The organism is Poseidonibacter antarcticus (genome assembly GCF_003667345.1).
Classification (GTDB): domain Bacteria; phylum Campylobacterota; class Campylobacteria; order Campylobacterales; family Arcobacteraceae; genus Poseidonibacter; species Poseidonibacter antarcticus.
Map to the genome: position 1 here is coordinate 164,705 of NZ_RCWF01000004.1, position 15,669 is coordinate 180,373.

Consider the following 15,669-nt stretch of genomic DNA (forward strand, 5'->3'; position numbering starts at 1 on the left):
ATTATATACAATCAATAAAATAAGGAATTGCACAAATGAAAAACGAGTTAAAAACTTATTTAATAACTGATCCTAAATACTATACAAATAATACAAATCAATTTAAAAAAAATCTAACAAAAGCCTTAGAAAAAAATAAAGTAGATATAGCTTGTTTTAGAGATAAACAATCTTCTAACATTGAAGAATTAGCATCTATTTTTGTTGAAGTTTGTAAAAGTTTTAAAATAGAAAAAATACTAATAAATAGCAATTTAACATTAGCAAAAGATTTGAAAGCAACAGGAATTCACCTAAATTCTAAACAATTTAATAAAATAAAAGAAGCAAAAGATTTAGGCTTATTTGTAATTATATCTTGTCATAATAAAGAAGATATAGAAAAAGCAAAAGATTTAAATGTAGATGCTATTTCATATTCTCCTGTATTTAGAACTCCAAATAAAGGTGAACTATTAGGAATAAAAAAGTTTGAAGAAGTAGTAAATTTATATAAAGATATGAATATAATTGCATTAGGTGGAATTATAAATGATAAAGAAATAGCGCAGATAAAGAAAACAAAAGCCTATGCTTTTGCTTCAATTAGATATTTTATTTAAACCTCATCAATTAAAATCTCATCTTGTTTTAAATAAACTATATATGAGAAAACTTCTTCTGTTTTAAATATCTCTTTTATAGCTTTTTTATAAAAACTTACCTGAGAAATATGTTCATCAGATTTCTCTCTTGTTGTTTTATAATCAATGATATAATACTTATCATCTTTAAATAAAAGTAAATCAATGATTTTTATTTCACCATTGTATACCAAAGATTGCTCACTTATAAACTTCGAATCACATACTATTTCATTAAATATTTTATTTTGTAATAATCTTGAAATTCTATTAGCAATATTAATAAAATCATTTTTATCTAAATAGTTTGAATATCTAGTTTTAACTAAATTTAAACAATAATCTAATTCATCTAAAGTAAATTCATTCATCATTTCAAGACAAAAGTGTGTTGCAATTCCAAAATACTTAGAGTGTAATCTATTATTATCTAAATCTTTTTCTTTTGTTATTTGTGTTTCTTGCTGACCTAAGTCCATTGGATTATAAACAATTTTTTCACTTTCTTGGAAATTTTTTGAAACATTTGTACTTTCAACTATTTGACCAAGAGTTAATGCTTTCATACTTAAAATATCAAATACTGATGATTTCTCTTTTTTGAAAATTATCATATTGTTTTTTGCTCTAGTTAATGCTACATATAAAATATTTATTTCGTCTTCAAAACTCAAAGCTTTTTCTTTTGCAATTGCTTGTGCATACTGTTTATTATAATTTTCATAACCTTTTATTTTATAAAAGATATTTTTTAATACAACACTATCATATTCAAAAAGAAGTGAACTTTTATCAGAGTTCTTTCTTTTTATTCTATCAAGTAAGATTACAGTATTAAATTCCAATCCTTTTGATTTAAATATTGTTAGTATTTGTAAACCAGATGATTCACTATTTACCATAACTGCATCTAGTTTATCTATCTCATAAACGAAATCTACAATATTATTATAAACAGTACTACACTCTATAAATTTAACAACATTTTCATCAATGATTTTTAGTGTTGTTGCTATTTCTTTTATAATCTCTTGAACAGATTTTTTATTAACATCAAAATTTATATCTAATTTACTTAATACTTTTTTACCAATTAATGCATTTAAATTTTCTTGATATATCTCTTCTTTAAAATAAATATATTTAATTGCATTTATTACAGCTTTTACATTTTCTTGATTTATTAATTTAGATGTCATTTCTGTTGATATTTTCAAAGATGGAAACTTATCCTTTAAGTAGTTATACATATCTAAAACATCTGAATTTGTATAAGTTAAAATTGCTATATCATTTGAATTAACACCTTGTTTAATCAATGATGCAATTTTTGAAGCAACTGTTTTAAACTTTTCATCTTCCTCTAACTCTTTATCAACAACAACTTCAACAAAACCACCTTTTCTAATTGATAACTGATCATAATATTCATAAGAAGGTAAATTTACAAATAGTGAATTTACAAAATTTATTACATTTTCACAAGATCTATAATTTGTATTTAAAACTTCAACTTCTAAGGATTTATTTGTATTTGCCACATAATCAAAAAGTTCTCTTTTCCCACCTCTGAATCTATAAATAGATTGTTTAGTATCACCTACATAAAAAAATGTTTTGAATTTTGTTTGATCACCTGATAATGCTTCTTTTATTAAAGGTTCTAAAATTTTATATTGTAACAGTGAAGTATCTTGAAACTCATCCATTAATATATGTGAAAACTTGGAATCAAGTCTAAAGTATAAAAACTCTTTATCTATTTTTGAAGATAGTAATTCATATACTAAATTTGAAATATCATTAAACTCTAAATAGTTTTTATTTTTATTAAATGATAATTTAAAATTTTTAAACATTAAATACAATTCAAAAAGCTTACTTAAACTATATCCAGCACGAAGTTTGTAATAAAGCCCTATTTCTTCTTTTACTTTAAAAAAATAATTCTCCAAGGTTTCATTTGAGCATTTTTTAAAATATGAATAATCACTTAATGTCTCTTTTCCCAACCAAGTTTTTACAAACAATTCATCAAAGTTTTCAAAATCTACTGCTTTTTTAGCAGAATTACTTGCAATTTCACAGTTTAAAATCGCTTCTTTTATTTTATAAGCACTTAATAATACTTGTTCTTTTTGAACATTTATTAGCTTTGAATCAATATTTACAATTTCAATGTTTTCATTCTTTTCAAGTAAATTTTTAAATAAATCAAAAATAGAATTAAATTTCTTTTTCTCATATATTGAAAAATCTATTAAAGCATCAAATTGTTTAGAATCAAGTGATTGCAAAAACTTCATAGATAAAGCTTCAATATCATCTTCTTTAATTTCAAAATCATCTGATATTCCAATATATCCACAAAATTCTCGTAGGATGTTATTGATAAATTTATCAATAGTAAAAATTGCTAAACTTGCATTTGTAAATGATTTTACTAAAAGATTCTTTTTCCCTAATATTTGTTTTTTAGAAAGTAAAGATTCTTTAATAATTGCATTTAAATATGCTTCATCATCACCTAAAGTTAAAAGAGTATTATAAATTCTTTCACTCATTTCATTTGCAGCTTTATTTGTAAATGTAAGTGTTAATATTTCATTGGGTTTTGCATCTAATAATAACAAGGTTATATATCTTACAGTAAGTGCAAATGTTTTACCAGAACCAGCGCTGGCTTTTAGTGCTAAATAATTTTTCATAAAAGAATCATACAACAGTAAAAATTATAATCGTATATATTTACCCTATTCTTTTTGTATTTTAATAACTCTTTTCCCCATTAAGATAGATTTAGATATAATCACTACCTTTAAAAAACATTCACAGGAAATATTATGCAAAATAAACATCAAAAAGTACAAATTTTACTTGATGCTATTCCTTATATTAAAAAATTCAACGGAAAAATTATTGTAATCAAATATGGTGGCTCTGCTCAAACAAGCCCAGAATTACAAGAAAAATTTGCTGAAGATATAGTTTTACTTTCACTTGTTGGATTTAAGCCAGTTATCGTTCATGGTGGAGGTGCAAGAATCTCAGAATTACTAAAAAAACTTGATATTAAATCAGAATTTATAAATGGTCATAGAGTTACTTCAAAAGAAACTATGAAAGTTGTAGAAATGGTTCTTTCAGGTGAGATAAATAAAAATATTACTTCACTATTAAACTATCATGGAGCTAAAGCTATTGGTCTTTCAGGTAAAGATTCGGCAATAATCAAAGCAAAAGCAAAAGATGATGGAAAGTTCGGGTTTACAGGTGAAATTACTGAAATTAATGGTGAATTAATCAAAAATCTTGTTAAAGAAGGTTTTATTCCTGTAATTGCACCAATTGCAGATAGTTTAGAACCAAATCACCCTGGTTTTAATATCAATGCTGATTTTGCAGCTTCAAAAGTAGCAGCAGCATTAGGTGCACAAAAAGTTTTATTTTTAACAGATACAGTTGGTGTCTTAGATAAAGAAGGAACATTATTAACAACACTTGATAAAGAAGCTGTTGACAAATACAAAGAAGATGGCACAATAGCTGGAGGAATGATTCCAAAAGTTGATTCTTGTATTGAAGCAATTCACGATGGCGTTAATAAAGCCCATATTATTGATGGTAGAGTTGAACACTCGATTTTACTAGAATTATTTACAAAAGATGGAATTGGAACACAATTTTTAAGAAGAGATAATCCTAATAATGGGATTGATATGAATAAATTAATAAATGATGAAATATAGACTATTTTAAGGAATAAAAATGAATTTTATTGAAACAAGAGGAAACGATGGTATAAAACCTCAAGAAGTACCATTTAGTGAAGCTATTTTAAATCCTAGTGCTTCTTTTGGTGGATTATATGTACCTAAAGAATTACCAAGTTTAGAAAAAGATTTTATACAAAATCATGTAAACAAAAGTTATAAACAATTAGCTTATGATATTTTAAAAGCATTTGAAATTGATATTGATGAAAAAGAAATAAATAAAGCATTAGACTTATATGACAATTTTGATGATGCATCAAATCCTTGTCCTGTAGTAAAAGTAAAAGATGATTTATTTGTACATGAACAATATCACGGTCCTACTCGTGCTTTTAAAGATATGGCATTACAACCTTTTGGTTCAATTCTAAGCTCAATTGCACAAAAAAGAAATGAAAACTATCTTATTCTTGCTGCAACTTCTGGGGACACAGGTCCAGCTGCTCTTAATACTTTTAAAAATAAAAGTAATATCCAAGTAGCTTGTCTTTATCCAGATGGAGGAACTAGTGATGTTCAAAGATTACAAATGGTTTGTGAAGATGGAAAGAACCTAAAAGTGATTGGAATAAAAGGAAATTTTGATGATGCTCAAAGTGCATTAAAAAATCTTCTAGCCTCAAAAAGTTTTAAAGATGATTTACAAAAACATGGTATTAAACTTAGTGCTGCTAACTCTGTAAACTTTGGAAGAATTATTTTCCAAATAATTTATCATTTCTGGTCATATATCCAATTGTTAAAACAAGAAGAAATTACAATGGGTGAAAAAATCTATTTAGTAGTACCTTCTGGAAACTTTGGAAATGTATTAGGAGCATTTTATGCAAAAGCAATGGGCGTTCCTGTTGAAAAATTCTTAGTTGCATCAAATGAAAACAATATCTTAACACAATGGATTAATACAGGTATTTATGATATTAGAGGTAAAGAATTAAAACTTACTAAATCTCCTGCAATGGATATTTTAAAATCATCAAATATTGAAAGAGTTATGTATTCATTATATGGAGCAAAAAGAACTAAAGAATTATTAGAAGATTTAAATCAAAATAATATATTTGAAATGACAAAAGAAGAAACATCAAAACTTCAAGAACAATTTTCAGCTATAAATTCTGATGATGCTTATGGTCAAAAAATTATCAAAGAGTTTTTGGATGATGGATATTTAATGGATCCACACACAGCAACTTGTTTAAAAGCTTATGAAGAATTAAGACAAAAAGATTTAAAAACAGTAATATATTCAACAGCTGAATGGACTAAATTTTCACCAACTGTTTTAAATTCATTAAAACAAGATAATATTAAATATTCTGATAAAGATGCATTAGATGAAATTTCATCAAAATATAATGCCAATTTACCACAAAGTATTAAAGATTTATTTAACTCAAAAATAAATCATGATTTAATTATCAATAAAGAAGATATAGAATCTCAAATCGTAAAATTTATTAAAGAATCATAACCATCTCTAATAATTAAGAAAATACACATTATTGTAATAATGTGTATTTTTTCCTCAAATAATAGCATTAGCATAACAATTATACACATAAGTCAATTCATTTTAAGAAAAAAGAGAATATAATCAGTAGATTTTAATTAAAAAAAAAGGAAGCTAAATATGTCTAATAAAACTAATAGACGAGATTTTCTTGGTTATTCATTCGCTGCAGTTGCTGCAGTTGGTGGTGCTGCGTCGCTTGTTGGTATGAAACAAGCTTGGGATCCTCTTCCAAGTGTTCTTTCTGGTGGATTTACAACAGTTGATCTTGCTCCAATAAAAGCTGGTACGCCAGAAACTTTTGTATGGAGAGGGAAACCAGTATTTGTACTTAAAAAAAGTGCAGAAATGGATAAATCTGAAAGAGATTTAATAATCGGAGAAGATAGATTCATTGTTGCAATTGGATTATGTACACACCTAGGTTGTATTCCAGCGTGGAAAGATAGTATGTGGAAATGTGCATGTCACGGGGGAGAGTATAATTCAAGTGCGAAACAAACTTTCGGTCCTCCACCAAGACCTCTTGACGTACCTCCATTTAAAGTAGATGGTACTAAACTTGTACTAGGTGAAACTGGTCCTGAGTATAATGCAATTTCTGCTTTTGTAGCAACACAAGCATAGGAAAGGAACAATATGGCAAAATTTGAAAAAGCAAACTCTGTTGGTGAGTGGTTAGACCAAAGATTAAATCTTACGACATTCAATAAAGTTATGATGACTGAATATTGGATTCCAAAAGATATTAACTTTCTATGGGCGATGGGTGTTTTATTAGCAACTACTTTTGGTATTTTAATTATCTCTGGTATCTTCTTAATGATGTATTACAAACCAGATATTGGTTTAGCATTTGATTCTGTTAACTACACAATTATGCAAGAAGTTGCATTTGGTTGGTTATTTAGACATATGCATGGTGTTGCAGCTTCTGTTGTATTCTTAATTATTTATATTCATATGTTTACAGGTATCTACTATGGTTCTTATAAACAAGGTAGAGAAATGATTTGGATTTCAGGTATGTTATTATTTATGACATTCTCTGCTGCTGGATTCTCTGGATATATGTTACCATGGGGACAAATGTCTTACTGGGCTGCTATGGTTATTACTAACCTTTTTGGTGGAGTTCCTGTAATTGGTGATGCTTTAGTTGTATGGATTAGAGGTGACTTTAATGTTGCTGATGCTACATTAACTAGATTCTTTATGTTACATGTATTTCTTTTACCTATTACTATAATGGGTATTATTGGTTTACACTTCTATACATTAAGAGTTCCTCATGTAAATAATCAAAATTCTGAAGAATTTGATTTTGATGAAGAAGCTGAAAAATATTTAGCTGGAAATAAAAGAGAGTCAAAAGTTATTCCTTTCTGGCCTGTATTTATTTCTAAAGATTTAGCTGTTTTAGGTATATTCTTAATCTTCTATTTCTATTTAGTATTCTTCCATTATGATTTTGCTATGGATCCAGTTAACTTTGATCCTGCTAATAATATGGTTACACCAGCTCATATTTATCCTGAGTGGTATTTCTTATGGTCATATGAAGTATTAAGAGGGTTCTTCTTTGATATAGCTGGAGTTAAAGCATTTGATGTTGGTTTAATTGCATTTGCATTTGCCAATGTTATTTTCTTATTATTACCTTGGTTAGATAGAGATCCTGCAATTTTACCAGCACACAAAAGACCAATATTCTTTATTTGGTTCTGGATATTAATGGCGGATTTAATCGTATTAACTGTATATGGTAAATTACCTCCAACAGGTACAAATGCATGGGTTGGATTCTTTGCAGCAGTAGCATTTATTCTTCTGTTCTTAGTTTTACCTATTGTTACAAAAATTGACGCTAAGAAAAGGGGAGCATTATAATGAGAGAATTAAAAATACTAGCAGTAGTAGTAGCTTTAACGCTTATTACTTACTGGGGAGTTGAGCCATTTGCTCACTCTCAAATGCACCCACACGTTGAAGCAGCAGATTTTGAATTTGAAAATGTAAAAGAAGATATATCTGATATTACAGCTTTAACAGGAAATGCAGCAGCAGGTGAAGTTTTAGTAACTACAAACTGTACAGCTTGTCATGCTATTAAAGTTAAGGGATTCCCTGAAGTTATGGATCATGCAAGTGCAGCAGCAGCTTATGGTGTTACTCCACCTGATTTAAGTACAGCTGGAAAATTATATGATGCTTCTTATTTAGCAGCATTTATTAAAAATCCTGCAAAAGCGTCTATGGTTGAACATAAATTTGTAGACGGACGTGCTCATCCAATGCCAGCTTATAACTGGATGCAACCACAAGAAATTGCAGATATGGTAGCATTTTTACAATCAATTGCTCCAGAAGAGATGACAAATAAAGAAGTATTTACTAATGCTTGTCAAAGATGTCACTCTATTAAATATGCAGATATGAAAAATGGTACAATGGCTGCATATACACCTGATGAAAACATCAAATCATACATGGGGAAAATTCCACCAGATTTATCTCAAATGATTAGATCAAGAGGACACGAATACTTAGAAACATTTATTAATGACCCTCAAAAACATCTTGAAGGTACAGCAATGCCTAGAGTTGGATTAACTGAAGCTTCACAAGAACAAGTTGTATCATACTTAGAAGATATTGGTGATTCTAAAAAAGCACAAAGAGAAGAATTAGGACCTAAATTCTTAATCTATCTTGTGATTTTTGCTATATTTGCTTTCCTATGGAAAGGTTCTAAATGGAGAGATGTTCACTAGAACTTCTTTTCATTAGACAATAAAAAAGGCTTAGAAGTAAAAACTTCTAAGCCTTTTTTTTTACTTAATAAAAATATATATTTAGATTAGTATTTTAGCACTAGCACTTAAAATTGCAGTTTCACTTCGTAAAATAATATTAGACTTAAATCCTACAATATTATCTTTATTAAAAGTAAATCTTTCATCTTGTGAAAAACCACCCTCGCAACCAATAACTAAAGTTTTAATATCTGTTTTTTTATCATCAATTGATGTTTTTGAAAAATCAAGAAAATATACATTTTCATTTTTTTCTAAAAATTCTTCTAATGAGTTTACTACTTCTAATTTTATAATACTTGATCTTCCACATTGAGAAGAAGAGTTTATTAATATTTTTTCTAACTTCTCAAAATTTACTTTGAAATTCTTTTGAGAATATTCACAATAAACAAAAGTAATTTTATCAACTCCTAATTCATTTAAAGAAGCTAAATACTTCTCCACAGTTTTAGGATCAACTAAACACCAAGCTATATGAAGTTTATTATCATTTTGAATAATTTTCTCTTCTTGTGAAATTAAATTAAATCTTGCAGTTTTTCTATCTATAGAATTTAGTTTATATAAATAAATCAAATTATCTTTTAAATTCCTAAAATATATTTCATCGTTTATTTTATGCCGTCTTGCTTTTATTAAATATTTATATGTATCATCACTTATTTCTAAGAATTCATTTCCACAGTTAATATCAAAAGTAAATTGCATTAAAACACTTTACTAATTAAGTAAATTGAAGTAATCACAGAAATTTCAATTATATATATTTTTTTAGCATATTTATAAAATTCTTCTTGTGCTTTTACATCAGCAAATTTAATAACTCTCATTTTTTTATATCTTTTAATTTCAATTACAAGCAAAAATATTGAAGCAGGAATCATTAAAAATATAGTTACACTCATAACTTGTGCATAAAAAGCAACTATTGTCCCTGTGTAAATTACTATCGCATTTGTTAAGTGATATAAAGGAGTCATAGCTTTTAATCTTTTAGCTAATTTTATGAACTCTTTTTGTGTTAGTACTGAATATAAATTAAATAGCATAACTGCTAAAAAAAAGTATATTACATAGACGTGTGTAGTGATTGCACTTTGCATTAATTCCATTATTGTTTATCTCTCTTTTAAAAATTTTCGCTATTATAGCTAACTTGTCATAAGATTTTATCTTAATTAAAAAAAGGAATAAAATGGCCATTAGTGTTAATGAAACTTTAGATATTATTTCAAATATTCAAACAACTTTAAAATACGAAATCATAGCTATTGAAGATGCTCAAAATAGAGTTTGCGCTCAAGATATAATCGCAACGAGTTCATTACCAAAATTTAATAATTCGGCAATGGATGGATATGCAATAATTTATGCTGATAAAGGTAATGAATTAGAAATAATTGATACTATTTTTGCAGGTGATAATAATCACACACAATTAGAAAAAAACACTTGTATTAAAATAATGACAGGTGCAAGAGTTCCAGAAAATACTACAGCTATTATTCCTAAAGAAGATATACAAATATTAAATGATAAAAAAATAAAAATATTAGAAAATGAATTAGAATATGTAAAAAAATTACAACATATAAAATTTATTGGCGAAGATATAAAAATAGGTGAAAAACTAATTAATATAGGAGATGAACTGAACTTTGCAAAAATTACACTACTTGCAAGTCAAGGGATATCTCATATAAAAGTATATAAAAAACCTAAAATTGTGGTTTTTTCAAGTGGTGAAGAATTAAAACTTCATTATGAAAAAATAGAAGATCACCAAATATATAATTCAAATACCCCTACTTTTATTGCACGTGCAAAAGAGTTAGGATGTGATGTAACATTTATAGGTCAAGCAAAAGATACAATTGGATCTATTAAAGAATTAGTACTTAATTCACTAGATGCTGATTTAATTATTACTTCAGGTGGTGTATCAGTTGGCGATGCTGATTTCACAAAAGAAGCTTTTAATGAATTAAATATGAAAACATTGATAGATGGAATTATGGTAAAACCAGGGAAACCTACAGTTTTTGGGAAAATAAATAATACCTATATTTTAAATCTTCCTGGAAATCCTCTTGCATCCTCGTTGATTTTTGAATTATTTGGTAAAATACTAATTCAAAAACTTTTAGGATCAAATGAAATAAATCCAAGTTTTATAGAAACAAAAATTAATAAAGATTTTAAAATAAAAAAAGGAAGAATTACAATAATTCCAGGGATATTTGATGGACAAACTTTTTCTATATCAGAAAAAAGATCACCAGGAATGGTTTCAATTTTAGCCAAATGTAATTCATTAATAGTATTAAATGAAAATGTAGAATATTTATCAAAAGATTCTACTGTAAAAATATTACCAATAAACTGGAAATTTTTCAGTAAAGAAAAAAAGGACTTTTTAACATATGAGTAAAGAAGTAAAGAAAAAAGCTATATGTATTTTAAGTGGAGGTATGGATTCTACTCTATCTTCATATATAGCTAAGAAAGATGGTTATGAAATAATTGCAGTTCATTATAACTATGGACAAAGAACAGAAAAAAAAGAATTAGAAGCATTTAGAAAAATTTGTGAAGATTTAGAAATTTTAAATAAATATGAAATAGATATTCCATTTTTTACACAAATTGGAGCATCTGCTTTAACAGATGAATCTATTGATGTTCCAATTAATGGTGTTGAAAGTGGTGTTCCTATTACTTACGTACCTTTTAGAAATGGTATTTTTCTTTCAATTACAGCAGCAATTGCAGAAAAAGAAGAAGCTAGTGCCATGTATATAGGAGTTGTTCAAGAAGATAGCTCTGGTTATCCTGATTGTACAGAAGAATTTATAGCTGATATTACAAAAGCAATAAACCAAGGTACAAAAGAGACAACAAATATTGAGATTAAAACTCCTCTTGTACATTTAACTAAAATGCAAATTGTTCAATATGCAAAAGAGTTAAATATTCCATTAGAGCACACTTGGTCTTGTTATAAAGAAAGCGAAAAAGCATGTGGTGTTTGTGATTCATGTAGATTAAGACTAAATGGATTTAAACTTGCAAATATAAAAGATCCAATTACTTATAAAGAATAAAAATGCATTGGAAAATATCAAAAGAATTTGACTTCTGTTATGGACATAGAGTTTGGTCTCAAACTTTAAATACTGAATTTTCATTAGATGGATGTTTAAAGTGTAGACATTTACATGGACATCAAGGAAAAATTCTAGTTTATTTAGAAGCAAATGAATTAAAAGATGGAATGGTTACTGATTTTAAACATCTAAATTGGTTTAAAAAGTTTATTGATGATGTACTTGATCACAAATTTATTTTAGATATAAATGACCCACTTTTTGAAACATTAATTCCAAATGTTTCAAAAACTGAATTAATAGCTTTTGAAGAAGGTTATTCAATTATTGATTTAACAAAATTTGCAAATGATAAAATTCATTTACAAGAACTTTATGAAGGTTATGTAATTGTTGATTTTATTCCAACAAGTGAAAATTTATCAGCTTGGTTTTTAAAAATTGTTCAAAAGAAAATGGATAAATTAAATGTAAAAGTTTCACATATAGAATTTTTAGAAACACCAAAAAGTAAAAGCACATTTTATGCTTGAAATAAATGAAATATTCGGTCCAACAATTCAAGGTGAAGGAAAATTAGTAGGAACGCCTTCTATTTTTATTAGGTTTGGAAAATGCAATTTTAATTGTGTTGGTTTTAATGTAGAGTATGAAACACCAAGTGGAATTAAAAAATGTGGTTGTGACTCATTTTATGCAGTTGATAAAGAGTTTAAAAACTCTTGGACAAATTACAAATCTTATGAAGAAATAGTAAGTGAAGTAAACAAATTAACATTAAAATCATCTAATCATTATAAAATTGATATTGTAATAACAGGAGGAGAACCTCTTTTATATTGGAATAAACAAGAATTTCAAAAACTTTTAAAACATTATATTGAAGATGGACATCAAGTTACAATAGAAACAAATGCTTCTTTAAATCTTAATTTTACTCAAGATTATCAAAAAAAGATAATCTTTTCAATGAGCGTAAAACTTAGTAACTCTCTAGAATCTCTAAAGAAAAGAGTTAACTATGAAACATTAAGAAAAATTTTAAAAGAAACTCAAAACTCTTATTTAAAATTTGTTATTGATACAAAAATCTTAGAAGAAGCAAAAAATGAGATTCAAACAATTTTGAAAAATATTCCTAAAGTAAAAGTATACTTAATGCCTCTTGGAGATACAGCAAGTAGCATAAATGATAATTGTGAAGAAGTAATTCAATTAGCAATAGATTATGGATATATATATTCTGATAGATTACATATTCGAGTTTGGGATAATAAAAGGGGCGTGTAGATATAATACACAACTTATGTAAGATTTATCTTACTACTATTAAATTTTAATAAAGGACAAAAATGAATTTTACAGGTTCAAATGTATTAGTTACAGGCGCAAGTCGTGGAATTGGTGCTCAAATAGCTAAAACTTTAGCTACTTATGGATTAAAAGTTTGGATAAATTATAGAAGTGGAGCAGAAGCTGCTGAAAAAATCAAAGATGAAATTGAAACAGCAGGTGGAAAAGCTGCAATAATTAAAGCTGATGTTACAAATGAAGAAGAGTTTGTAGCTGCTATTAAAACAATAGTTGATGCAGATGGAGAAATTTCTTATTTAGTTAATAATGCTGGTATTACAAAAGATAAATTAGCATTGAGAATGAGTGTTCAAGATTTTAACGATGTAATCAATGCAAACTTAACATCTACATTTATAGGATGTAAAGCTTCATTAAAATTTATGGGTAAAAAAAGATTTGGTTCAATTGTGAATATCTCTTCAATCGTTGGTGAAATGGGAAATGCTGGTCAAACTAATTATGCTGCATCTAAAGGTGGAGTTAATGCTATGACTAAATCATTTGCTAAAGAAGCAGCACCAAGAGGTATTAGATATAATGCGGTTACTCCTGGATTTATACAAACTGATATGACAAATGAGTTAAAAGATGAAGTTAAAGCAGAGTATGAAAAAAATATTCCTTTATCAAGATTTGGTCAAGCTAGTGAAATTGCAGATGCTGTTGCTTTTCTTTTAAGTGACCATTCATCTTATATTACTGGAGAGATTTTAAAAGTAAATGGTGGTCTATACGTTTAATAAAATTTACGTATTAATAAATTTTTATAATTTAAAAGACTTTTTAAAATCTTTTTTGTTATAATACTAAGACAATTTTATAAAAGGAATTAAATATGGCATTATTAGAAGATGTAATAGAAGTTGTAGTTGAGCAATTAGATTGTGATGCGGCAGAAGTAAAAGAGGATTCAAAATTTATTGAAGACTTAGGTGCAGATTCACTAGACGTTGTTGAGTTAGTTATGGCTTTAGAAGAAAAATTTGATATTGAAATCCCTGATGAAGATGCAGAAGGTATTTTAACAGTATCAGATGCTTTAAAATACATCGAAAATAACGCGTAATTTTCACGCTTAAAATAGGAAACTAGGAAACTGGTCTTCTATTTTTAAATTTATCTTATTGAGTTTTTTAATATAAAATTGAATAATTTAAATAAATTAATAATTAATTGGACGGAGTAGATTTAATGAAAAGAGTAGTTATAACTGGATTAGGAACTATCAATTCAATAGGGCATAATGTTGAAGATTCATTTAAAGCTGTTGTTGCTGGTGAATGTGGTATTGATACAATCACACTATTTGATATAGAACAATTCCCTGTAAAAATAGCTGGTGAAGTTAAAAACTTTGACCCTACAACTGTAATGGATAAAAAAGAAGTAAAGAAAGCTGACAGATTTATTCAACTAGGTATTAAAGCAGCTAAAGAAGCTATGATGGATTGTGGTTTAGCTGGTGAAGATGGAAAAGTATCAGCAGCTGATGCTAATAGATTTGGTGTTATTTCAGCTTCTGGAATTGGTGGTTTATCTACAATTGAAAAAAACTCTGTTGTATGTAATACTAGAGGACCTAGAAGAATTTCACCATTTTTTATTCCTTCATCTTTAGTGAATATGCTAAGTGGATTTATTTCAATTGAACATGGATTAAAAGGTCCATCATTATCTCATGTAACAGCTTGTGCAGCTTCTACTCATGCTCTTAATGATGCAGTTAAAACTATTTCACTTAATGGTGCTGATAGAATTTTAGTTGTTGGTGCTGAGAGTGCTATTTGTGGTGCTGGAATGGGTGGTTTTGCTGCTATGAAAGCATTATCTACAAGAAACGATGATCCAAAAACTGCTTCAAGACCATTTGATATAGATAGAGATGGATTTGTTATGGGAGAAGGTTCAGGTGCACTTGTAGTTGAAACATTAGATTCAGCATTAGCACGTGACGCTAAAATTTATTGTGAAATTATTGGTTTTGGTGAATCAGCAGATGCTAATCATATTACAGCTCCTGTAATGGATGGACCTTTAAGAGCAATGCAAGCAGCAGTAGCAATGGCAAGTGCTAATCTTGGTGAAGATGTAAAAATTGATTATATTAATTCTCATGGTACATCAACTCCTGTTGGAGATGTAAATGAAGCACAAGCAATTGTTGAATTATTTAATGGTGTAGAAAATTGTCCACCTGTTACTTCAACAAAAGGTCAAATTGGTCATTGTTTAGGAGCAGCTGGCGCTATTGAAGCTATATTTGCAATTAAAGCATTAAATGAAGGAATTATTCCTCCAACAATTAATATTAAAAATCAAGATCCTGAATGTCCTTTAGATTGCGTTCCTGATACTGCTAGAAAAGTAGAACTAACTACGGTTATGAGTAATAACTTTGGTTTTGGTGGAACAAATGGTTCAGTGATTTTTAAAAAGTATGAAGCATAATAAATAAAATATGATTATTAAAAAAGA

16 protein-coding genes are annotated in these 15,669 nt (G+C 27.5%); 13 read left to right on the forward strand and 3 right to left on the reverse strand.

Going from position 1 to position 15,669, the window contains the following annotated elements:
• Nucleotides 1–35 precede the first annotated feature (35 nt).
• Nucleotides 36–602, forward strand: coding sequence for a thiamine phosphate synthase (locus tag D9T19_RS07060; RefSeq protein ID WP_121627526.1), 567 nt, complete (start codon nt 36–38; stop codon nt 600–602).
• Here the strand turns inward: D9T19_RS07060 and D9T19_RS07065 are convergent.
• On the reverse strand, nt 599–3,331 hold the full coding sequence (locus D9T19_RS07065) for a RecB-like helicase (protein ID WP_121627527.1): 2,733 nt from the start codon (nt 3,329–3,331) through the stop codon (nt 599–601). The two genes, D9T19_RS07060 and D9T19_RS07065, sit on opposite strands and share 4 nt — an antisense overlap.
• 135 nt (nt 3,332–3,466) lie before the next feature.
• Here D9T19_RS07065 and argB point away from each other — a divergent pair, with 135 nt between their 5' ends.
• From argB to D9T19_RS07090, 5 genes are all read left to right on the forward strand, one after another.
• A complete protein-coding gene (gene argB / locus D9T19_RS07070; RefSeq protein WP_121627528.1) occupies nt 3,467–4,372 on the forward strand; it encodes an acetylglutamate kinase in 906 nt (301 codons plus the stop codon).
• Nucleotides 4,373–4,391: 19 nt separating this feature from the next.
• Nucleotides 4,392–5,873, forward strand: a complete 1,482-nt coding sequence (thrC, locus tag D9T19_RS07075; RefSeq protein ID WP_121627529.1) for a threonine synthase — start codon at nt 4,392–4,394, stop codon at nt 5,871–5,873.
• A gap of 159 nt (nt 5,874–6,032) precedes the next feature.
• Nucleotides 6,033–6,539, forward strand: a complete 507-nt coding sequence (locus D9T19_RS07080) for a Rieske 2Fe-2S domain-containing protein (RefSeq protein WP_121627530.1) — start codon at nt 6,033–6,035, stop codon at nt 6,537–6,539.
• A 12-nt stretch (nt 6,540–6,551) separates the two neighbouring features.
• Nucleotides 6,552–7,802 carry a cytochrome b gene (locus D9T19_RS07085; protein ID WP_121627531.1) on the forward strand — a complete coding sequence of 417 codons (1,251 nt, stop codon included), beginning with the start codon at nt 6,552–6,554 and terminating at the stop codon, nt 7,800–7,802.
• Complete coding sequence (locus tag D9T19_RS07090) at nt 7,802–8,686, forward strand: c-type cytochrome (protein ID WP_121627532.1); 885 nt, start codon at nt 7,802–7,804, stop codon at nt 8,684–8,686. Before D9T19_RS07085 ends, D9T19_RS07090 begins: the two co-directional genes overlap by 1 nt.
• An 81-nt stretch (nt 8,687–8,767) precedes the next feature.
• On the opposite strand, the gene D9T19_RS07095 is transcribed toward D9T19_RS07090, so the two are convergent.
• Nucleotides 8,768–9,439 carry a 16S rRNA (uracil(1498)-N(3))-methyltransferase gene (locus tag D9T19_RS07095; protein ID WP_121627533.1) on the reverse strand — a complete coding sequence of 224 codons (672 nt, stop codon included), beginning with the start codon at nt 9,437–9,439 and terminating at the stop codon, nt 8,768–8,770.
• Entirely contained in the window at nt 9,439–9,843 is a 405-nt protein-coding gene (locus D9T19_RS07100; RefSeq protein WP_121627534.1) for a hypothetical protein, read from the reverse strand. The genes D9T19_RS07095 and D9T19_RS07100 overlap by 1 nt, the downstream gene beginning before the upstream one ends.
• Nucleotides 9,844–9,926: 83 nt before the next feature.
• Between D9T19_RS07100 and D9T19_RS07105 the strand changes: the two genes are divergently transcribed.
• The 7 genes from D9T19_RS07105 to D9T19_RS07135 all read left to right on the forward strand — a co-directional run bounded on the left by D9T19_RS07105 (nt 9,927) and on the right by D9T19_RS07135 (nt 15,642).
• Nucleotides 9,927–11,162, forward strand: a complete 1,236-nt coding sequence (locus tag D9T19_RS07105) for a molybdopterin molybdotransferase MoeA (RefSeq protein WP_121627535.1) — start codon at nt 9,927–9,929, stop codon at nt 11,160–11,162.
• Nucleotides 11,155–11,835: a 7-cyano-7-deazaguanine synthase QueC gene (gene queC, locus D9T19_RS07110; protein ID WP_121627536.1), complete on the forward strand. Its 681-nt coding sequence runs from the start codon at nt 11,155–11,157 to the stop codon at nt 11,833–11,835. Before D9T19_RS07105 ends, queC begins: the two co-directional genes overlap by 8 nt.
• 2 nt (nt 11,836–11,837) lie before the next feature.
• A complete protein-coding gene (locus tag D9T19_RS07115; RefSeq protein ID WP_121627537.1) occupies nt 11,838–12,371 on the forward strand; it encodes a 6-carboxytetrahydropterin synthase in 534 nt (177 codons plus the stop codon).
• The gene (locus D9T19_RS07120) at nt 12,364–13,128 is read left to right on the forward strand and encodes a 7-carboxy-7-deazaguanine synthase QueE (RefSeq protein ID WP_121627538.1); all 765 of its coding nucleotides are present in this window, start codon (nt 12,364–12,366) and stop codon (nt 13,126–13,128) included. The genes D9T19_RS07115 and D9T19_RS07120 overlap by 8 nt, the downstream gene beginning before the upstream one ends.
• A gap of 62 nt (nt 13,129–13,190) precedes the next feature.
• Nucleotides 13,191–13,934, forward strand: coding sequence for a 3-oxoacyl-ACP reductase FabG (gene fabG / locus D9T19_RS07125; RefSeq protein ID WP_121627539.1), 744 nt, complete (start codon nt 13,191–13,193; stop codon nt 13,932–13,934).
• Nucleotides 13,935–14,029: 95 nt separating this feature from the next.
• Nucleotides 14,030–14,260 (forward strand): acyl carrier protein, encoded by a 231-nt coding sequence (gene acpP, locus D9T19_RS07130; protein ID WP_121627540.1) that lies wholly within the window; start codon nt 14,030–14,032, stop codon nt 14,258–14,260.
• Nucleotides 14,261–14,385: 125 nt separating this feature from the next.
• Entirely contained in the window at nt 14,386–15,642 is a 1,257-nt protein-coding gene (locus tag D9T19_RS07135; protein WP_121627541.1) for a beta-ketoacyl-ACP synthase II, read from the forward strand.
• The last annotated feature ends 27 nt before the right edge of the window (nt 15,643–15,669 follow it).